General features: G+C 49.4%; 20 protein-coding genes and 1 tRNA gene. 19 read left to right on the top strand and 2 right to left on the bottom strand.

Features of this window, described 5'->3' with window-relative positions:
- The coding region (locus PHH49_06115) for a DNA alkylation repair protein (protein ID MDD5488515.1) at positions 1-390 on the top strand (390 nt) is incomplete at its 5' end.
- Entirely contained in the window at positions 383-718 is a 336-nt protein-coding gene (locus PHH49_06120; GenBank protein ID MDD5488516.1) for a hypothetical protein, read from the top strand. The genes PHH49_06115 and PHH49_06120, both read left to right, overlap by 8 nt.
- A 10-nt stretch (positions 719-728) precedes the next feature.
- Here PHH49_06120 and PHH49_06125 read toward each other — a convergent pair whose 3' ends face one another.
- Positions 729-998, bottom strand: a complete 270-nt coding sequence (locus tag PHH49_06125; protein MDD5488517.1) for a hypothetical protein — start codon at positions 996-998, stop codon at positions 729-731.
- Positions 999-1,189: 191 nt separating this feature from the next.
- Here PHH49_06125 and PHH49_06130 point away from each other — a divergent pair, with 191 nt between their 5' ends.
- The 15 genes from PHH49_06130 to PHH49_06200 all read left to right on the top strand — a co-directional run bounded on the left by PHH49_06130 (position 1,190) and on the right by PHH49_06200 (position 18,474).
- A complete protein-coding gene (locus PHH49_06130) occupies positions 1,190-2,557 on the top strand; it encodes a PEGA domain-containing protein (GenBank protein MDD5488518.1) in 1,368 nt (455 codons plus the stop codon).
- On the top strand, positions 2,547-4,208 hold the full coding sequence (locus tag PHH49_06135; protein MDD5488519.1) for a glycosyltransferase family 2 protein: 1,662 nt from the start codon (positions 2,547-2,549) through the stop codon (positions 4,206-4,208). Before PHH49_06130 ends, PHH49_06135 begins: the two co-directional genes overlap by 11 nt.
- A gap of 93 nt (positions 4,209-4,301) precedes the next feature.
- A complete protein-coding gene (locus PHH49_06140) occupies positions 4,302-4,712 on the top strand; it encodes a PilZ domain-containing protein (GenBank protein MDD5488520.1) in 411 nt (136 codons plus the stop codon).
- Between the two features lie 326 nt (positions 4,713-5,038).
- Entirely contained in the window at positions 5,039-7,315 is a 2,277-nt protein-coding gene (locus tag PHH49_06145; protein ID MDD5488521.1) for a hypothetical protein, read from the top strand.
- A gap of 4 nt (positions 7,316-7,319) precedes the next feature.
- Entirely contained in the window at positions 7,320-7,748 is a 429-nt protein-coding gene (locus PHH49_06150; GenBank protein ID MDD5488522.1) for a hypothetical protein, read from the top strand.
- Positions 7,727-8,221: a prepilin-type N-terminal cleavage/methylation domain-containing protein gene (locus PHH49_06155; GenBank protein ID MDD5488523.1), complete on the top strand. Its 495-nt coding sequence runs from the start codon at positions 7,727-7,729 to the stop codon at positions 8,219-8,221. The genes PHH49_06150 and PHH49_06155 overlap by 22 nt, the downstream gene beginning before the upstream one ends.
- Positions 8,222-8,226: 5 nt before the next feature.
- Positions 8,227-9,780: an HD domain-containing protein gene (locus tag PHH49_06160; protein ID MDD5488524.1), complete on the top strand. Its 1,554-nt coding sequence runs from the start codon at positions 8,227-8,229 to the stop codon at positions 9,778-9,780.
- Positions 9,777-10,577, top strand: coding sequence for a hypothetical protein (locus PHH49_06165; protein MDD5488525.1), 801 nt, complete (start codon positions 9,777-9,779; stop codon positions 10,575-10,577). The genes PHH49_06160 and PHH49_06165 overlap by 4 nt, the downstream gene beginning before the upstream one ends.
- A 16-nt stretch (positions 10,578-10,593) precedes the next feature.
- A complete protein-coding gene (locus PHH49_06170) occupies positions 10,594-12,132 on the top strand; it encodes a hypothetical protein (GenBank protein MDD5488526.1) in 1,539 nt (512 codons plus the stop codon).
- Between the two features lie 15 nt (positions 12,133-12,147).
- Positions 12,148-12,990 carry a type 4a pilus biogenesis protein PilO gene (gene pilO / locus PHH49_06175; GenBank protein MDD5488527.1) on the top strand — a complete coding sequence of 281 codons (843 nt, stop codon included), beginning with the start codon at positions 12,148-12,150 and terminating at the stop codon, positions 12,988-12,990.
- The gene (locus PHH49_06180; GenBank protein MDD5488528.1) at positions 12,987-13,460 is read left to right on the top strand and encodes a hypothetical protein; all 474 of its coding nucleotides are present in this window, start codon (positions 12,987-12,989) and stop codon (positions 13,458-13,460) included. The genes pilO and PHH49_06180 overlap by 4 nt, the downstream gene beginning before the upstream one ends.
- Before the next feature lie 6 nt (positions 13,461-13,466).
- Positions 13,467-15,140, top strand: coding sequence for a secretin N-terminal domain-containing protein (locus tag PHH49_06185; GenBank protein ID MDD5488529.1), 1,674 nt, complete (start codon positions 13,467-13,469; stop codon positions 15,138-15,140).
- Entirely contained in the window at positions 15,109-16,815 is a 1,707-nt protein-coding gene (locus PHH49_06190) for an ATPase, T2SS/T4P/T4SS family (protein MDD5488530.1), read from the top strand. Before PHH49_06185 ends, PHH49_06190 begins: the two co-directional genes overlap by 32 nt.
- Position 16,816: 1 nt before the next feature.
- The gene (locus PHH49_06195) at positions 16,817-18,022 is read left to right on the top strand and encodes a type II secretion system F family protein (protein ID MDD5488531.1); all 1,206 of its coding nucleotides are present in this window, start codon (positions 16,817-16,819) and stop codon (positions 18,020-18,022) included.
- A 23-nt stretch (positions 18,023-18,045) separates the two neighbouring features.
- On the top strand, positions 18,046-18,474 hold the full coding sequence (locus tag PHH49_06200; GenBank protein MDD5488532.1) for a type IV pilin protein: 429 nt from the start codon (positions 18,046-18,048) through the stop codon (positions 18,472-18,474).
- 33 nt (positions 18,475-18,507) lie between these two features.
- Here PHH49_06200 and PHH49_06205 read toward each other — a convergent pair whose 3' ends face one another.
- On the bottom strand, positions 18,508-19,869 hold the full coding sequence (locus PHH49_06205) for a hypothetical protein (protein ID MDD5488533.1): 1,362 nt from the start codon (positions 19,867-19,869) through the stop codon (positions 18,508-18,510).
- A 181-nt stretch (positions 19,870-20,050) separates the two neighbouring features.
- Here PHH49_06205 and PHH49_06210 point away from each other — a divergent pair, with 181 nt between their 5' ends.
- Positions 20,051-20,491, top strand: coding sequence for a hypothetical protein (locus PHH49_06210; protein MDD5488534.1), 441 nt, complete (start codon positions 20,051-20,053; stop codon positions 20,489-20,491).
- 79 nt (positions 20,492-20,570) lie between these two features.
- Positions 20,571-20,646: transfer RNA gene (locus PHH49_06215), tRNA-Phe, on the top strand.
- The last annotated feature ends 448 nt before the right edge of the window (positions 20,647-21,094 follow it).

A 21,094-nucleotide genomic window follows, 5' to 3' on the forward strand; every position in this document is an offset into this window, starting at 1 on the left:
GGGCGGATCGTGGGGGAACACCTGGTCCGCCGGGCCAAGCGGGCCTTACGTGGGCTGGAAAGGTCATGCGATATGTGGGAAAGACGCATCGCGGTAATAGCCACGTCCAGATTCATAGGGGCGGGCAAGCTGGATGAAGCCCTGGACGTTATTGATATGGTGATCGAGGACGAAGAGGACCTTCTGCACAAAGCATGCGGGTGGATGCTGCGGGAGATCTGGAAAAAAGACAGTGGAAAAGCCGAAGAGTACATAGCGAACAACCGAGAACGCATGGCCAGGACCACACTTCGTTACGCCATTGAGAAGGTCCCGGAGAAAAAAAGAAAAAAGGTACTGCTAGTGGGGAAAAATAAAGCGATACGCTACAGACGGGAGAACGATGCTTAAAGGGTTCATGGACAAAATAGAAGCGCTGGGCATATATGAGAAAAGATGTGTCTCGGACGACAGGATAGAGCTCGTGTTTTTCGACAAAGACATCGCGGCATGGAATAACGTCCTTATCTCAGAGCTGGGAGGACCAGTAAAAAAGGCAGGGGAAAAACCGTCAAGGGAGGACCTTGAGATAACAGAGATATATGGAGGATTGTATCAGGACCAGACCCTTTTCCGCAAAGAAACGGATGGAGGGGTCATAATCGGGATGTTCTGGCCATGGCAGAGCGCTCCGTATATCACGCTTAAACTTATCTTCATCAAAAATATGCCGCAATAAAAGGTCCTTTTCAACAAGTGTGTTTTTTTCCCACGCGGCGGTTACGCAGGAAAATACAAATATCGAGGGACACCATTAAAGCGTTAGCCGCGTACAATATTATAACGGCATTCATATCATAAAATACCTTGTGGAGCAGGCCGGCGACATACCCGACCAACACGATAACGAGGAAAACCAGACTTTTGCCTTCCGTGGACATAGACCGGTAGGACTTGGCGATCGAGAAGGGCCACGCGGCCCCGAAACAAACAAGCATTAATATCTCGAAAAAACTCATGCATATCCTTCCCGTGGAAATACACGGGAAAGGATACTATATCGGTCGGCCAAAATCAACAATAGCCGGCAAAACTTGCCAAAAGGCAGAATAAAAGGTAAGTTACTGACATGCAGCTGCTAAGAAAAATACTTTTTTATTTGTTCACGGCCGCATATGTAATAATATGCCCCCTGGTCATCTTTTACTCAATGGGGTATATATATAAACCCGGCGACAAAAATGTGATAAAGACAGGGCTAATCTATCTTGCCACGGCTCCAGAGGGGGCGACGGTATACCTGAACGGAGAAAAGCAGGAAAAGACCACCCCGGTAATGCTCCTTGAGCTGACATCCGGGAGCTACAATGTCAAAGCGATAGCCGAGAACTACAGGCCATGGGACCAGACTGTTCCTGTCGAGAAAGAAAAAGCCACCGTGCTGGACAAGGTCCTCCTTATACCTTCGGAGTGGGCGCCCGAGGCGATCATGAACGAAACGTTCAGCAAATTCCTCCCGGTTCCCGGGACCGATATTTTTCTCATGGCAAAAGACGCGGGCGCGGCTAAATGGATAACATATAACTACGTGGAAGATAAAATAACGCCCCTGTTCGAGGACGGGTCTCCTTTTCGGGACTACACGGTTTCCGACGTTAAGTGCGTGAAGGGCGATACTTCCGTGCTTTTGGCACTTTTGCTTGGCGCGGAAAAAAAATATGTATGGCTAGAGCTGAACCCTTCCGGGAACAAGGCTACGGACGTAACGGAGCTGTTCCTTTCCGGGATAGACACTGTGAGCTGGTTCAGAGGGAGCCAGAACGTCTTTTCGCTTAACGGGGGGAATCTTGAACGTATAGATGTAAAAGAGGGGGCGATATATCCGGAATATATCAATAAGGTCAAAGGGTACGGACTGGAGGCAGGGCGGATATACACGCTTACGGAGGATAACCTGGTGAAAAGTGATTCGATGGACCTGACGAGCGAAGAAGATATACTGGAAGATCCTTCCCTGGGAGGGAAGATCTTTCGGGATATCCAGTATGATATTCGCGTGATCTCGGATGACTTTATGATCTTTCTGGGAGAGGATGGAGATCTTATAGCCAGCAAGCTCCCCTACAGGTTCACCGACGAAAAGATCAAAGACGTGAAGCCGGCCGCGTACAGCAAAAGATTGCTTGTCTGGTCAAAAAGTAAAGTAGGGCTTCTGGACTTCAGTACGGAACTTACCGGGTATGTGGGGTTCGAAAAACCACCCCTTCTGGTGTGGCTTTACGAGAACGGCCAGGACATCGATGAAGCTTTCTGGGTGTTCTCTGAAGCGTATGTTCTCGTTAAGGACGCGGGGAAGATCTCCCTGGTCGAGATAGAGACGTATGGGGAATTCCCGGTAGCTGAACTTTTCACCGTTGACGCGGCAAACCCCGCGAATTATTCCGAGAAGACAGGCAGTATATATTATATCGACGGACAGGATAATGTCCCTAGGTCGATAAAACTTATCCCGGACAGGCCGATAACGCCCGTTCCGGGAACAGAGGGGAAAAAGAATAAGGATTCGAATGGAGAATAGTAAGGAATTCAGGTTCTCCCCCACCGGGCTTGCTGGCAGGCAAAGGGTCTGGCAACGGGTTTTTGAGATAATGCCCGGGGCGGTAAGCTGGGGGATAATATGCGGCATGACCGTCCTGTCGGCTTTTTTCCCGCTGGTCGCGGCCATACTTATTATCGCTTTCTATATCTATTGGCTTCTCAGGATATTCTATCTTACGATATTCCTGGTGTTGTCGTACCTGCGCTTATCGGTGGAAAAGGATACCGATTGGATGGACCGCGTCAGGAATACGGACAAGATAAAGGACGATATGGGTTCATGGCCGAAGAAAGGCAGATCCGGGTCCAGGGCGAAGGATATATCGGAAAAATTTTATCGTAAGGACGTAGAAAACCTTATCCGAAGCCGGGGAAAAAAGATCCATTCGGATGATATCTACCATATCGTGATAGTACCGATAGCCAAGGAATCTGGCGAGATCGTGAATCCCGGGATAATGAGCATGACAAAGAGCAAGTTCCCCACTTCCCGGATATTGCTTGTCATGGCGCTTGAGGCCCGGGCGGAGGAACAGGTTAAGAGGGACATCAGGGAGATCGGGAGAAGATATAAGGATCTCTTCCTCGACGTTCTTATCGTGGAGCACCCTGACGGTATTCCCGGAGAGATACGGGCAAAAGGGGCAAATACGACTTTCGCCGCGCGGGCAGGAAAAGAGTTCTTTTCTGAGAGGAACATTCCCCTGGAGAACGTATTGGTCTCATGTTTTGATTCCGATACGGTCGTTAACGAGCAGTATTTCGCGTGTCTTACTTATTATTTCTTGGTATGTCCGTTCAGGTGTAAGGCCAGTTTCCAACCCATACCCGTATACAACAATAACATCTGGGATGCGCCCGGACTGACCAGGGTCCTGGACATAGGGTCCTCTTTTTTCCTGCTTATCGAAGCGACCAACCCTGAAAAACTGGTGACATTCTCCAGCCATAGTATGAGCTTCCAGGCTTTATGTGATATAGGGTATTGGCCGGTAGACATGATCTCGGACGATTCGGCGGTTTTCTGGAAGGCGTTCCTGCAGTTTAACGGGGAGTACCATACGGTACCCATGTACACTACGATATCCATGGACGCGGTCGTTGGAGAAAGTTTGTGGAAGACGGTGGTCAATGTTTATAAACAAAAGCGTAGATGGGCCTGGGGTGTCGAGAACTTCCCCATAGTGATGCGAGGATTCATGCAGAACCGCGGGATCCCATTGTTGACCAAGATAAAACAGTCATTTAAATTGCTGGAGGGACACGTATCCTGGTCCACGTGGGCGTTCCTGCTCACTTTCGTAGGGTGGTTACCGGCGGCATTGTCCCTGGATAAAGAGTTCGCTGTTTCCGTATTCTATTACAGCGGCCCCCGGGTCGCGGCTACGATCTTCAACCTGGCATCGTTCTCGCTCATCGCAAGTATCATTCTGAGTTTCTGCATGCTGCCGAGAAGAGGGAAAAAAGTATCTTTGCTGAAAAAAGCGGGGTTCATTCTCCAATGGCTGCTTATGCCATTTACCCTTATTTTCTTAAGCGCGCTTCCTGCCTTGGACGCCCAGACGAGATTAATGACCGGCAGGTACATGGGGTTCTGGGTAACAGATAAGATAAAAAGCGGGAAAAGCTGAACAGGCTGAAACCCGCATATACGGCAGGGCCTAGGGGCTAAATTTTTTATAACTTAACGAAAAATCTATCAAAAATATGGTATAATACTGCCTATGGAAGAACGGCGCAAATGGAAAAGGCACAAGGTAACTTATCCGGTAGAGTTCGACGATAAGTCCAGCGAGCAGTACCTTGAGATCGTGGACCTGTCGGCCGGGGGTATGGCTTTTACTTTCCAGGAAAACTTGAAGGAGAGAAAAAGCCTGCCCATGCGTATATACTTGAAGAAGAAGATGTTCTGTGTTAAAGCCACCCCGGTCTACTCTGAAGAAGTACCCGAAAAAAAATTTGTCATAGGAGCAAAATTCGAAGATCCAACGGAAGACTTTTTGAACGTACTTGATCTAGAGATAAGGGAGATCTCAGATTTCAGGAAAGAGTTCAATCTCTACAACGGAAAAAATATTTCGTTCGAACAAGCGTGCATGGAATATCTCGCCAACTCTTCTCCTATTCGCATGTAGGGGCTCAAAGACGGTTAATTGTCGGTTAATCTTTGGTTTACACGCCTTAACACACATTAAATCATTTATATTAAACAAGTTGCGTAAATACGCGCATCTGGCTATTTGAACGTATACTCTACTTTATATCCTCCGGCTAGTGTATACTATAAATGTAGGGTAAAATAAAAGAAAGCATGAATTTTGTGGGAAAACAGATCTTTCACATAGGGATTTCGGTATATTTTATTTTTATTGTGAATAATATATACAAATTTGCATTTAATTATTAATAATGGTATGCTTGTTATGAATTTTAAAAAGGTACCCAGTTGGGGGTGGTTAAAATGAAGATAATGACCAAAAACCAAAAAGGTTTTACTTTGATAGGGTTTCTTATGGCATCGCTTATCTTTGCCCTTGTAGGCATAGTGGCGGGGGGGATATATTTCTACCATGCCAAGCTTATTAACGACGCCAGCGAGACCTCTCAAAGGGACATGGAAGCACAGTTCATAATCAACCACCTTGTGGAGAATATTGAGCAGTCAGCGTGGGTGGTAGTAAAGGGAAGTAACAATATTGAACTGCATTCCCACTCGTCCGATCACCTGAGGGAGTATGTTTTCGACGGGGACACGCTTTATTTCCGCGGAGGTGGGGCGAACAAAGCCCTGGTTTCCGGGATAACGTCTGACCAGATGTTCTTTGGCACGGGGGTGGGAAGGCCGACATCCAGGTTCAAGGAGGTACAGATAAAGTTCTGGGCCAAGAACGAAGAGGACGAGGAAGCTACGGGGACCAAGGACAGGTTCTTCGTGCAGACGACCGCGGCCGCGCAGGAAAGCTGGAACGTGATATATGTGAGTTCGACAACACTGTACGCGATCCAGGACGGCACCAAAATATTCCCGTACACGACCATACTGCAAGCGCTTAACGCGGCACAGCAGGGCGACGCTATAGTGGTTCTTCCCGGGACATATGAGATCTCCGGTACGATGAACATAACGCATGACCACATGTATTTTTCCCCGGGAGCGAACCTTATTTTCAAGGAAGGAGCGGTCGTTCTTATGGACCCGGGAGCGAACCTGTACATCGATGGGAATTTGCAATTCCAGGCGAGCGAAGCTTCAAGAATAACCATGGGTACGCTTGATCCGGACAGTACGTATGGCTGGCAGATGCATATAGCCGGGGACCAGGAATATTTTGATTTTTCACATATAGATTTTCAGGGGTTGGGCAGTATACAGGTCAACAACTGGAGGCTTATGCGCCAGAGTCAAGCTTCGGACTTCGACGTCAATATCAACGATTGCACGATACAACAGGGAAGCACGGGCGGGTTCAGTATCTCCGGGGCCAAGAACGCCCTCATCGAGAATAACACATTTACTACCAAATATAGCAGTCTGGGCATATCCGGTAATTATTACTCTCCTACTGACCAGGCCATTGGGCTCTACAATAACGTTTTCGCCAACGATAAAACAGGCAATTATTATTATGGCGGCGGGGCCTCTGTATACGCGTATACCGGAGGAAGCGACTCAAAGACCGTTGTGGAGGTAAAGGGGAACTATTTCGATACCATGTCCGGCGGATTGTCGGTAGGGACGAACGCCAGCTACTACTCCAGGGACTCGGGCGGGGCGGCCGCGGAAATAACCGTAGCCGACAATAGCTTCAAATATGGCCGCGGCAACGCGCTTTATGTCAGCCAGTACGCGTATTATGACGACGCGGCGAATTATACCGCCGATGTATACAATAACGAGTTCGTACGCGATACGAGCGTGCCAAAAAGCGATTATTACTATTATAACCAGGCCACCCCGATAAGTTACTATACCTACGGGAAGTCCGATGTAAGCGCGCGCATACACGACAATACGATAAAAGGCGGGGCAGGGGAGGCGACCGATTACTGGTATTACGGGAATAGCCCGGCGGTAAGCATCCGGGGGTATAACTCGAATCCCAACAGCCGCATCCTTGTGGACTCGAACCATATAGACAATCTGGGCAAAGGGGTAGGGGGGATATCCGTGAATTATTCACAGACCCCCACGATCATCAGGGATAACGAGATAATAGGGAATAAATTATACGGTATTATCGCCAACAACGCGAAGAACGTTATCATCGACAACAATATAATCGAAAGCCCCTATTACAGCATATACGCCTATGACAACAGCAGCTATTACGCTGATGGGGACCTGGTGGTGACCAATTCGGTGCTCAAGGGCAGGATATACTCGCAGAAAGGGAGCTCTAACGATACCATTATAGAGAACAGCATTATGTTGGGCGGATACGCCGTATCCGACGAGAAATACACGATATGGGGCTCAAGCAACTTCACGATAAAGGACAGTATCCTGTGGAACGGGGCGAAAATATATTCCGGGACCAAGAGCACGGTGACCAACTCCTGTGTGCAGGGAGCGGCCGAGAACGCCGGTACCAAGGTCTTTTCCGAAGACCCGAAGCTTAACCTGAGCTACCAGGTGACTTCCGATGACGAAAGGTTCTTTACTTATAGTACCGCTTATACCGCGGGTAAGACCGGGACAGGTATAGGCGCCAAGCTTGATTTGAGCAAGATCAACTAAGGACATGGGGCTGAAAAACGAAAAAGGGATAATCATAATATCGGTACTTATAATTGCCGCGACCCTTACTATACTTGTAGGGGCGTTCTCCATGTCGATCTACAGGAGGACGCAGATATACAAAAAATTCCTTAACTCACAACGCGCCTACTATGCTGCCGTTTCCGGGGTACATTACGGCAACAACCAGCTGATGATACAGTGCTGGGGCGGGGGCGGGTGGATAATACCCGAGGAAGAGGAGCTTAATCTCTTTGTGACGGACCAGGGCGAGACTGTTACTCTGAATTACGAACTCCTGAACAATACCGTAAGAGTAACGGGCGAGAGCGAGGTCGACGGGGTCAAACGCACGATAATATGTGACGTTGACCAGGTCGGGGGCAAGACCACCGAGAAATATATAACAAGATGGCAATCCGTAAAAAACTGAATGAAAAAGGTTTTACGATCATTGAGACGCTCGTGGCCGTGCTTATACTGTCGATAGTCGCCAGTGCCATAGCGGGAGTGTATATACATGAGAAAGGGCTCCTCAACCAAGCCGCCCACAGGATGCAGTCGATGAACTACGCGCGCGCCTGTGCTGACAGTCTATTGGCGCTGTGTGGGAGGTTCCAGATATCGAGATGCTGGACAAATCTTCCCACGGAGCTCAATGACGGCATGCACGATGCCAGGACAGATCCGGAACTATGTGTCCTGCCGGAGAGCTATTTCCGGGATACGATGAAAGGGGAACTCAAGTACGAGGTGAAAAAATACGAGACCAATCGCACGAAATGGTCGGCAAACGGGATAGTAAGGGGAAAGATAATAGTGGAGTGGACCGAGAACTTTCCGAAAGAAGAAAAAAAGACACAGGAACTGAGCGTCATATTAGGATCGTATGACGAATATTTTTGAATAATATGCTGAGAAACAGAAAAAAAGAACAAAAAGAAGCAGAACTGGTCTCCGAGGCCGGGATCTCGGAAAAGGGCCGGGAACTTATTGTCAATGCCGATGTCATCATCGCCAGGATGGCCCTGGCGGCGTTCTTCATGATCATCATACCGGTCCTTCTCGCTTTCTATCTGACGTTCGAGGTGTTCATCAGGCGGAACATCACGTTCACCACACAATACGCCCGACTTATTGTTTTCTGGATGTGCCTGTCCGGATTATTCGGGTACTTTGTCATCCGTAAATATATCAAGGACATCATAGACATAGTCAAAAAGACCCAGCAGATATACAAGAACGTGGGCTTCCGGGAACAGCTGGAAGCCACATACCAGAAAGAGGTCAAGGACCTGTCCCTCGCCTTTAACAAGGTGACAAGCGAACTGGAAGAAAGGATACATGACCTGGAATATTCCAGGAGCATGGCAAGGGAGCTTTTCCAGAAAATTGGGCACGTCATAGTATCGACGCAAAAAATAGATGTTCTTCTTAACTTGCTTGCGCAGAGCACACGCAAAGTGCTTAAGGCGGAATCCTGTTTTATCGCGCTTTACGATAGGGTGGACGGGCGCTTGAGGCTCAAGGCTTACGTGGGCCCCCAAAAGGACCTTCCGGAGAACATGGAACTCTCTGACAAGGAAGGCATAACCGGGATGGTCATCAACAGCAAAGAACCCATGGTGGTGAAAAAGCCGAAGACCGAAGGGATACATATCCCCTCCGCTTCTGAAGGGGAGAAAATAAGGTACAACAACGCCATATGCGTTCCCATTGTCGAGAAGAAGGAAATAAAAGGTGTTATGGGGGTCTGCGATGTGGAAGATACGGAGAAACTCGACACAGAGGACCTCTTCATGCTTGAGAACCTGGCGAACCATGTGGGGACATCCGTATCGAACTTTGAGCTTAACGCGTCCATAGAGGAGACCTATTACTCGACCCTGTTGTCCCTTGCCCGCGCGGTGGAAGCAAAAGACGCTTATAGTGGGGGACATCTTGAAAGGGTGGGGGCATATGCCGAACACCTGGCGGTGAGGATGGGGCTCGACAAGGAACAAAAAAAGATCCTCAAGGGCGGGGCTATCCTCCATGACCTGGGAAAGGTCGGGATAACCGACAGCGTGTTAAATAAGCCGGGCAAATACACCGAGGAAGAATACGCGGTGATGAAACAGCACACGGTCATCGGGGAGAACATATTAAAACCGCTAAGGTCCATGACAAAACTGGCCCAGCTTGTGCGGTCACATCACGAATGTTGGGATGGATCAGGCTATCCGGACGGATTAAAGGGGGAAGAGATCCCATTGGTATCCAGGATAATCACTATAGCGGACATCTATGACGCTCTTACCACGGAGAGGGCCTACAAGAAAGCTATGCCCACAGGCGAGGCTGTCAAGATCTTGCAGAGCTATGCCGGCACAAAACTTGACCCGAAACTGGTCGATGTGTTCATTGAGGTGCTGAAAGACATGGAAAAAGAAAAAGCCACCCGAGACAAGGAGACCAAAGAATGAGGCCAAAAGTAAGCATAGGTAGGATCCTTATCGGCATAATCGCGTTCTTTGTCATCATTACGATGTGGTATATCATAGAAGAGAAAGAAAGTATGCGTGTTAATAACGCGATGTTGAGCAAAGAGAAAAAAGCGCTGGAAGAAAAGATCAAATCCCTTTTCAAGGACAAGGCCACCCTTGAGACGTCCCTGGAAGCCGTAAGGGGAGAAAAAGAACTTCTTACCGGTAAGATGGAGGAATACCAGCAGGAGAACGAAAAGTTGTCCGAAACGATAAAAACATTCAACGACCAGATGATAGCGGTACAGGATAACATGCAGAAAAAAGACACGGAAATATCCGAGTTGCGAAATAAAATAAACGTTTTCACCCAGGAAAAGGAAGACCTCATTGCGCAACTGGAGAAGGCAAGGAGCATGCCGGCCATTGCCGTCGCTGAGGAAGAGGAAGAAGAAGCGGGATGGAGAGGCGACCCATCGGCGGTGCTAGGCCAGCTTGAGCCTATAATCGTGGAGGCCACGTCACCACAATCCGGATATGACAGCGCGCCCAAGGCCTTTATTGAGACCGCCGTAGAGGGGGATATCCTGGACGTGAACAAGGAGTATAATTTCGTCGTATTGAACATAGGCGCCGGACACGGGGTGAAAGCCGGGGACCTGCTGTTCGTGGTCAGGGACAAGAAGCTTCTTGGAAGAGTACAAGTCACCAAGACGGGGCCGGATGTTTCCGTGGCCGAACCCATGTATAAAGCTTTAAGGGACAACATCAAAAAAGGCGACAAGGTAAAATACTGATAAGGGAAACAAGCATATGGGACAGATCGACATTAAAACATTGCGGGAGATCCTGACCAGGATAACCGCCGTGTATATAAGCCATGACTTCATCGATGTGGGGCAGATGGAGATAGGTTTTTCCGGGGGAAAGGTGGATTTCATACAGAGGTATCCGGTAAAAAGGAGCCTTAGGCACGCGCCTCTCGCCACTATAAACGCGGAACTCGGGAAGGCCATGGAAAAATGTATCGATATGGAGAACGAAAAACCCGCGCGTATCGCGGTGAACCTTAAGAACGATTTTTTCCTTCTTCGCAGGTTCTCTTTCGCGAAAGTACCGGAAGCCGAGATCGAGAACGCGGTCTCTTTCGAGATGCAGAAATATATTCCTTTCAGGGCCGAGGATATAAGCCATAATTTCAAAAAAGTGGGTGTAATCGACGATAGGCAGGAAGTCGTTTTCGGGGCGGCCGAAAAGACCAATCTTAACAATCTACTGCAGTTCTTCGTCAGCAAAGGCATGATCCCGTCAATAGCCGAGCCCGAGCCGGTCCTTATGACCAGGGCCCTCTGGAAGGAAGGCTCAATAGAGCGGGACAAGGCGTATCTCGCGCTACATTACGAGCCTACGAACAAAGTCGTGATAACCGGTATCCTGGACGGATATCCTTATTTTTTCCGGGAACTCAACCTTGTGCCGGTTGACGAGGATTTCGAGACCACGGAGCTCAGCTATCCACCGGTACGCAATGTCTGGGGGATGATAGAACAGGATGTCTATAACGCCACGGAGTATCTCGGGAAAGAAGGCGGCAAGAACATAAGTAAGCTTTTTATCTCGGGATTCGCGCCGGGGCACTCAGAGGAAGAGGATATCTCCAGGGAAATAGGGATCCCGATCGAAAGGCTTAAGCTCAAGGAGTATTCAAGCGTCGCGTTACAGGACAAGGACCGTTTTGTCCCGATACTCACGTTGATGCATGAAGCGGTGGAGGGACCCATGCTCAACCTGGCACCGAAAGAGATAAGGTGGCGGGACATCTGGACGTATAAACCGGTCCTGCAACGGTCAGGCATATTGCTCGGGGTCATCTTATTGGTCCATTTGGTCCTGGTCGGGGTCGGGGTCTTCCAGGACAGGAGCATAGCCGGTATCCGCGCGCAGTTCAAGGCGTATAGCATGATAGCTCCGGACGCTACCGAAGCCGAGATCGAAGTCGTCAGGGATAATACGCGGAGCAAGGTGGAGTTTATCGGGGGAGCGATCAAGCGCAGGAAATTCCTTTCAGAGAAAATGGAAGAGATATGTAAAGATGTCCCCCCGAACGCGTGGTTGGACCAGATAAATTACAGGAACACGCTGACGCCCGGGGACGACAAGGATATGTTCAGGGTGATCGGATCGGTCTATTTTTCTGACCCGGCAGAGACTGTTGACGTCAATTATATCGTTAATAGTATAAAAAAGGATGACACCCTTATGCGGGGGTACGAAAAAGTGGATCTCGTTGAAGTGAAGAAAAAGAACGTTATAGACAAGGAGATCAACGAATTCGAGACGATACTTAAATAGGGATCGGGGCAAGGAATGGATGTTTCGGAAATAAAAGATATTCTGAAAGACAGGGTAAAACTGGCGTATATAGTTTCATTCAGCACGCTGGCCTTTGTCGGGTTTTTGCTGATAGTGAAGATCGACATAGGAGGCATCCTTGGCAGGATAGCGACACAGCAAGATGCTCTTAAGGGGCTAAAGATGCTTGAGGAAGTAGCGGCATATCAGAAATATATCGGGACGTTCGACCTGAAGGTCGCGGGAAAAAAAGACGAACAATGGATGATAAAATTCATCACCGATGCCGCGAAAGAGAACGATCTTGTCCTGGAACTGGTGAAACCCATGACCCCTGAAAGGGTCAACGGATATGATATGCTCGGGGTCATAGTTGAGGGGAGCGGGAAATACCATAACATAGGCAAATTCGCGGCCGACGTTGAGAACAGTGACAGGTATCTGTATTTCGAGAGTTTTAACCTGCGGGCAAAAGATATCGGGGGATTCAACCAGGCCTCCGGTGTAAGTGGCTCCGGACAGGGGTTCAGGAGGGTAGGGGGAAGAGGCCCGGCCGCGGTCGCTAATACGCCCAACATGTTCCAAGGTGTTCCCGGGGCACAGAGCATGATGACGCCTTCGGGGTTCCCCATGCAACCGGGCATGTCCCCGATGGACCAGGAAATGATGCGTCTTATGGAGGAGGAGATGGGAATGACCCAGTCCCCACAGCAGGCACCCGTTACAAGTGGGGACCCATCCGACGCCGCGCAGGACGATAGCGCGACAGAGCCGGGGACCGTGACCAAGAAAAAGATCATCGAGGAAAGAAAGACCGATTTCAGGACGATAATAAGATGTTTCAGGAAGGGCAAATGACGGGCAACAAGAAAGCATCCACACAGAAAAAAGTAATAATAATACTGGCAGCCGTGTTCCTGCTTAACCTTATTTATACGAAAGTAAGGATGAACAGCATGTTCTCATCCACAGCCGGGAGCGATATGATGTCCGTAGAGGGCGCGGAGCTTCCTTCCTTCGACCATAAGGGTATAGTGTATAACGGGGCGACGTTCCGCGACCCTATGGCTAAGCCGCTCGAAGTAGAGATGATAGAAAAGGAAGAAGCGACAAGAAAAAGGAGCACGCTTACCAAACCCATAGCGGAGCAAGAACACGAGGATCTTGTGTTGGAAGGGGTTATTATGGGCGGCCCGGAACCCTTAGCGATAATATCGGGAAAAGTCGTATCCAGCGGACAGATAGTGGAAGCCGCGGAGGTCTTGAGCATTTCCCCGAATAAAGTTATACTTGAAAGGGATAATAAAAAAATCGAACTCACGAGGTGACAAAACATGAGAATTGTAAAAAACCTACCGATATTCCTCGGCATGTCCCTGATCGTTTGGGGCATGAGCGGCCCGGCTTGGAGCGTACAGGAAGTAACGGGTATGGGCGGGATCATGGGAGCCAATCCTATGGCCCAGGCCGCCAGCCAGGACGACAGACGGGTGACGATGGATTTCGAGGACGCCGCGCTCAAAAGTATACTTAAGGCCTTTTCCAGACAGACGGGCGTGAATTTTGTGGCAAGCGACATAATCGAAGGGAAGAAGATAACGGTATATCTTAACAACGTGTCCGTCGAAGAAGCGCTTACTTCCATACTTGAGGCAAATGGACTTTCATTCGAATCCCAGGGGGAGAACGTTTTTCTCATAAAGCCGGCCGGTACGGCCCAGATCCGCACGGAAACCAGGGTATTCCGGTTGGAATATATACAGGTATATGAGATGTCCGCGTCGAAAGAGGACGGGTCCGCGTTCGGCGACACCAGCGGAGGGGCCAGCGACTCCTCCCTTACCGGAGATATTTCGGCCGGGGGTTCGTCCTCCGGGCAAAAAGTGGGTTCAAGCGGAGCCTCTGAGGGGGACAAACCGAGAAACGTGATAGAGATAGTGAAAACGCTGATGTCGCCCTATGGCAAGATAGTGGCCGACAAAAGGACCAACAGCCTTATCATCACGGACATACCCTCACGGTTCAGGGTCATAGAGGACACGCTGCGCAAACTTGATATAGAACCTTTGCAGGTGTTGATCGAGGCTGAGATACTCGAGACCACTACTTCGGCCGCGAAAAGGATCGGGGTAGAAATAGGGTCAGAAACACAGACAGCCGGGTTTACCTGGGGGCAGACCACAGGAGAGGAAGGCTCGAACCTGAGCATACCGCTTGCCGCGCCGCTCACACAAAGTTATGTCAAGGACCAATACGGCCAGACGCTTTCCGGTTCGGAACTCTTCTCGTACGGAACGCTTACCCAGGCGTCGACCGAAATAGCCCTAAAACTGTTCCTTAAAGACCAGGACACCAAGGTACTTTCAAGGCCGCGCGTGATGACGGTGAACAACGAGGAGGCGTTAATAAAAATAACGGCGAATACCGCTATCGGAATAGAAAGCACCACGCTCTCCCAATCAGGTGAGGTGCTCAGTAAGGCGGAAAGGGTGGAAACAGGGATAGTCCTCAAGGTCCTGCCCCAGGTAAATTCCGCGGGGGACATCTTTATGTTCATAGAGCCGTCTGTGGCCAACGTGCAAGCCTCGGCGAACCTGATATCAGGCAACCAGTTCCTTGACCCACAGGTCAGGAGTTCGTCATCCACCGTAATGGTCCGTAACGGAGAGACCGTGGTCATAGCGGGGCTTATTAAGACCAACAACACCGATACTACCCGCAAAGTCCCGTTCCTTTCGGACATACCGTTCATAGGGGAAGTCTTCAAATCCAAGACATATACTACGGAAGATACGGAGATCCTGATATTCATAACACCTCGTGTCGTTAAGAAGGGGGATAAAACGATGCGTCCGCCGGTCGTCGCGGAAAAAGAGGACATGGTGGATGCTGTTCTCCAAAAATATGCCGGTAAAGGAAAAAAAGTTGATAACAATGGTGCAAAAGAAGAGACGTGGGCCGAGAAAGTAGAAGATAATGGCGAAAGTAACGAGAAAAAGACTAGGTGAGATACTGCTCGAAGATGACCTCGTGACAAAGGAACAGCTTACCGAGGCGCTTAATCTCCAGCAGCAGAGCAAGGACAGGAGGTTCCTGGGGGAGCTTCTTATAGATCTCGGATATCTTACGGAGGAAGGCTTGTGCCTCGCTATAAGCAAGAAGCTCGGGATCAAATACGCTTCTTTCAGCGACAAGTCGCTGGAGATAAGGTTCGATCAGGACCTGGACCATCTTGTCGACGAAAAATTCGCGAAAGAGAACTTTGTCCTCCCTCTCTCAAAAACACACAGGTTCCTTACCATCGCGATGTGGGACCCCCTCAACTTCGTGATAGTGGATAACGTAAAGAAGATAACCAACATGGAGCTTGTGGTCGTATGCAGCACGAGGAAGGACATAGCGGAAGGGATAGATAAGCTCTACGGGAAAAAGGGATTGTTCGGCACGGCATCGGCCGACGTAATGGAAGAGTTCGTCAAGGCAGGAGTGGGTGACGGCGATAACGTGGACGAACTCAAGATGAAAGCCGCGGAAGCTCCGGTAGTGAAGATCGTCAATCTGCTTATCCAGCGTGCCGTAAAGGACAAGGCAAGCGATATACACATAGATCCCATGGAAGAGACCGTGTCCGTGAGGCTGAGAATAGACGGGACCCTTTACGAGATAGAACCTCCGCCCAAAAGCATGGTATCGCCTATTGTGTCCAGGATCAAGATACTTTCCAGACTTGACATAGCGGAAAAACGCCTGCCCCAAGATGGTGGGTTCATGACCAAGGTGGACGGGAGGGATATCGATCTACGTGTTTCAACTATCCCGACCATCCATGGTGAAAAGCTGGTCATGAGGGTGCTGGACAAGGGCCAGATGAATTTTGACCTGTCCACTATAGGGATGACGGAAGCGGACTATGAGAAAATGTATGCCAACATAAGAAAACCGCACGGACTTATTTTCCTGACAGGCCCTACCGGTAGCGGTAAATCCACCTCATTGTATTGTATACTAAGCGCGATAAAATCACGAAAGAAGAACGTCCTGACCATAGAGGACCCGGTAGAATACAGGATAGAGGGAGTTAACCAGGTACAGGCCAATCCCCAGATCGGCCTGGATTTTGCCCGCGGATTAAGAACATTTCTCAGGCAGGACCCGGATATAATCATGGTAGGTGAGGTCCGCGACCTTGAGACGGCCGAGATCTGTGTCCGGTCAGCTCTTGTAGGCCGCCTGGTCCTTAGCACGTTGCATACCAATGATTCCGTTGGGACCATCTCCAGGCTGGTGGATTTCGGGATAGAACCTTTCCTTTTGGGGTCGACCCTTAATATGGTAATAGCCCAGCGTCTCATAAGGAAGCTCTGCCCGTTATGTAAGCAGAAGGTGGAAGTAGACGCGGAAACGGTGGAAAAACTTGGATTGCAGGGGATACAGGTTTACGGGCCCAAGGGATGTGGGGCTTGCCGCAACAGGGGGTATACCGGCAGGCAGGCCATATTCGAGATAATGTGTGTGGACAGGGAGATACAGGACATGATAGAAAAGAGGGCCGAGATGGGTGACCTTAAAAGAGCCCTTATCAGGAACGGGATGAAAACGCTACGCGAAGACGGGATAGAAAAGGTAAAACAGGGCGATACATCGCTTGACGAGGTCATGACCGTGACAATGGACATAGAATGATATGCCTTATTACAGCTACAAGATACGGGATAAAAAAGGGCGCATAATCAAGAACCACATGTTCACTTCCAGTGAACAGGACCTGGTCAAGGTTTTGCAGAGAGAGGGCGCGCTGGTACTCGGTATCAAGGAGATGGAAGCTATCGAGACAAAGACCAGGCGCAAGATGCACAAAAAGGTCACTATCGAGGACCTTGTGCTTTTCGCGAAAGAGCTCGCTATCCTCCTGGAGAACGGTATTCCGCTTATCGAGACTTTCGAAGTAGCCATAAAACAGATAGAGAGCCAGCAGCTTCTTGTGGCCGCGGAACAGGTGAAGGTCGACCTGGAGCGTGGTACATCGTTCCGCGAATCCATTGCCAGGCACCCGACCATTTTTAACGATCTGTGGTGCGATCTTGTCGAGGCAGGTGAGCTGTCGGGGCAATTGCCGTTCGTTCTTCGGCAGATACTTGAGTTCCTGGAATCAAGGGCGAACCTGCACAAACAGATCTCCAACGCTTTTCTTTATCCGATACTTCTTCTCGGGCTTGCCATAGCTACGGTACTTGTGTTCATCCTGAAGGTAGTTCCTATCTTTGAAGAACTGTTCTCGTCCTTTGACGCCAAACTCCCACCGTTCACGCAGGTGATAGTGGACATAAGCAACATAGTAAAGGACTATTTTCTAATGGTCGCTACCGGCCTGGGACTGCTCGTATTCTTTTTCATAAAGGCCATTTCCACGAAATACGGAAGACGTGTCTATGAAGGGGTCCTTTTCAAGATCCCGATACTCGGCAGGTTTCTCCTGGCGCTGGCCATCCAGACGTTCACGACGACGTTATCCGTGCTGATAAAAAGTGGTATACCGATAATGAAAGGACTGGAGGTGGCCTCAAAAACGCCACAAAGCCTGCTTTTCGACGAGCAGATCGAACAGGCAAAGGTGCGTGTTATGGGAGGGGAGCCGCTGTCCGAGGCACTCAACCAGACGGGCCTTTTCCCGCCACTCGCCGTACAATTCGTTTATGTTGCTGAAAAAACCGGTAATTATGGTAAAATGTTGGAAGAAGTATCAAAGTATTACGCGGATATAGTTGAGAACCTTGTTGTAAGGTTCACTACCCTGTTGGGGCCGCTGGTACTTATTTTCATGACAGTTATTATAGGCAGTCTTATCGTCGCAATGTTCCTGCCGATATTCAAGCTCGCTAGTATAGCGTGAACGGTGGAAAAAAGGGGGAATAAATGAACAGGATAACAGTTTTAGGCCGAAAAGGGTTTACCATGCTTGAGCTTTTGATGGTTGTTATAATAATAGGTATCCTCGCGACCCTGGCGGTCCCGCAATATATGAGCTTTGTTGAAAAAGCCAGGGCGGCGGAGGCCGTAGGGACTATCGGGGCCATAAGGACCGCGGAGAACCTGAACAAGCTTGAAGCGGGTACATATACATCCAACGTTAACGAACTAAGCCTGGATTTCCCCACACAGGGCAATACTACATACTGGACGTATTCCGTATCAAGCGCCACCGACACGGGTTTTGTCGTTACAGCTACCCGGACTGCGAAAAAAGCCGCTACGAACGTGATAGGACAGACCATTATCCTTAATTGGAGCGATTCCACGGGCGAGAAATGGAGCGGGTCCCATATCGGCGCGCCGAGAAAATAGGACTTTGCTCGGAACGATGTAATAGCGACGAGATCAGCGAGAGGTTACCGTGTTGCCCTCGACCGTAAGAATGCCTTTTTCCACCACATCCGGCGGATTCAGTATAAGCAATGCCTCGAACGTCCGGGGCGTATCACCACGAATAAGCGCCGCGTTGTCCCTCAGGTCGACGGTTATGTCCCCCGAAGAGATCTCAAGTGAAAGCACGTATCGTGGATCAGGGAAGTCGGCGATATCACGAAAAACATTCTTTTCAAGGAGGATTTCCCCTCCGGTGCCGGGCGCTACATTAACCGAAATGCCGGATGGCCCTCCCGCGCATATGAAAGAATTATCTTTAAGGATATGACGAAAAGGCTTTTGTGTGTAATAGCTGTTGGAAATGAAAAGAGGACGTCCCGTGGTCTCGAAGGTGGTATCCTGAATGGAAACGGAGGAACAATCGTTCGCGACGATACCACCGGTGGAACGTGGTGTTATAAAGGAATCCATGATATTCACATGTATTTCCAGTGGAGAAGTGGTAAGTACAAAATCCGGGGAGTTGATGAAAAACCCGGCCATTCCGTCCAGGATAGTATGGGACATGGATATTTCCCCGGAAAAACCGGTTATGTAAACGTTCCAGCCCGGGCCATTCTTCCCGGATGACCGGAACGATACGGGAGATCCTTTTGTGCCGCGAAACATAACAGGGCCGCCGATATATATATCGGCTCCCGGGGGGAGAACGAGTTCTGTCCCCGCGGCAAAAGAGACTTCTGAGCCTTGAGAGAAAAAAAGGTGGTCATGTTCAAGAACGAGCCTGCCCGACAGGGTATAGTGCCCGGGTAATCCTACTATGGCGTCACCGGGATAAGCTTTTTTCTGGGCTGTTTCAAGGCTGTGGAAGGGTAACGATTTTGTGCCATATGCGGGTTTCCCTTTCGTGCCAGCCGAAAAATAGACGATATCCCAGCTTTCGCGGGACGACGCCTCGATGTTCAAGGGTTTTTTATCGTTCATGCGGTTCAGGACAAAAGATACGGAACGATATCTGGAGGACGTACGTCCTGTCCCGGTACACGAAATGTGGGAGTTATCAGCCAGGTCCGGATATAGGGCCGATATTTTAGTCCCGTTATTGAAGAAAAGAACGCCATTTTCTATATAATATTCACGAATATCGGGAATAGAATGGGAGAATAGCTTTATATGATGGCCCGAAACCTGTTCTATCCAGCAGGATTGTTCGATGTTTGAGATGATCCCGGTCGAAAGGTCCGCGATCTTTGCCTGGGACGGGACGGGATATGCGGATCGGAATATTTTGTGGACGAACGGGAAAGAAAGAAAAAGACAGATACAGATCCCGCCGGCCAATATAGGAAATAATAATCTATTTTTTATAATCATATCGGCATTATTGGTATATCGTAAGCACGATAACCAGTGTAGCATTAAGGCGGTATCAATACAAGCGACCAATGCTTGTATTGGACGGCGACGTGGTGTATACTACACATAAAAGATATAACCGATTTACCTACAGCAATTTACGTATAATAGTGGCGTATGCCATTGCAAAGGAGTAGATATGAAAAAGCAAAGTTCCATGATAATTTTAATGATCATACTCGCCATATCCATTGTTCCCGCGCGTATCGCATTCAGTGAGGGCGAATACGACGAAACAAAAGACCCGGCTATTACGGGTAAGTTCGCCACGGATAAAATGAGCGAGAAAGCGATCAAATTCGCGCGGGGTTCTATGCAGGGCGAGATGTTCGAAATGAGGATGCAAGAGATGTATCCCGGAGTTATGGTCTCCTGGGAGATCGCGAACGGCCCGCAAACCCCGTCAGACGAGGTGTATCTTATACAGGCACAGGTGTTACGGGAGGGGAAAGAGACAGCGTACAAATATTTTGAAGTAAAGGTCACGCCTGTAGACAATTTTTCCCCGATGCTTATCGAGAAATATGGCATAAAAGATAAAATAGAAGATGGTGAGGATGTGAATACGGATCCGATATAGGGCGGGACACTTTACACTTGCCTAAACCCCAGACTATGTTATAATCGGTTACACGAAAAACAGTATTATTGTGTGCGGCGCCGCGGTAGCTCAGCTGGTAGAGCAGAGGACTGAAAATCCTTGTGTCGGCGGTTCAATTCCGTCCCGCGGCACCATTTTTTAGAAGGGGACAGGTACATCAGTGGGGGCAAAAACCCTTGGCGGTACCAGTCCCCTTATTTTTTCTCGCAAAGTATCCTTGCCGCGCTCCGGGGTCGTCGCCTTCTGGGTCGCCGACACTTCCTCGGGGGTCGGTGCCTCCTCGGTCGTCTGCGCTCACACGGTTCGGTGAAATTGTCCGTCCCGGGCCGGTTCTTATTTTGGATTTGAAGTCCTCTGCATAAACGACTGACACCGAGTTCCGCGACGCGGAACGAAAATCCTTGTGTCGGCGGTTCAATTCCCGGCTACCGGCCCAAAGTGCTTTGTGGCAAATGAAGACATTTGCCGGATATTCCTTCGGCTTTTCCGGATGAAAACACGTTTTCCCCGTAAATGCCTCATCCATATCCTGGCCGGTACCGGGGATCCTGCGCTGCCCGCGGGGCAGCTGGTGTTCCCGTC

This window comes from Candidatus Omnitrophota bacterium (assembly GCA_028715965.1).
In the GTDB taxonomy this organism is placed as follows: domain Bacteria; phylum Omnitrophota; class Gorgyraeia; order Tantalellales; family Tantalellaceae; genus JAQUQS01.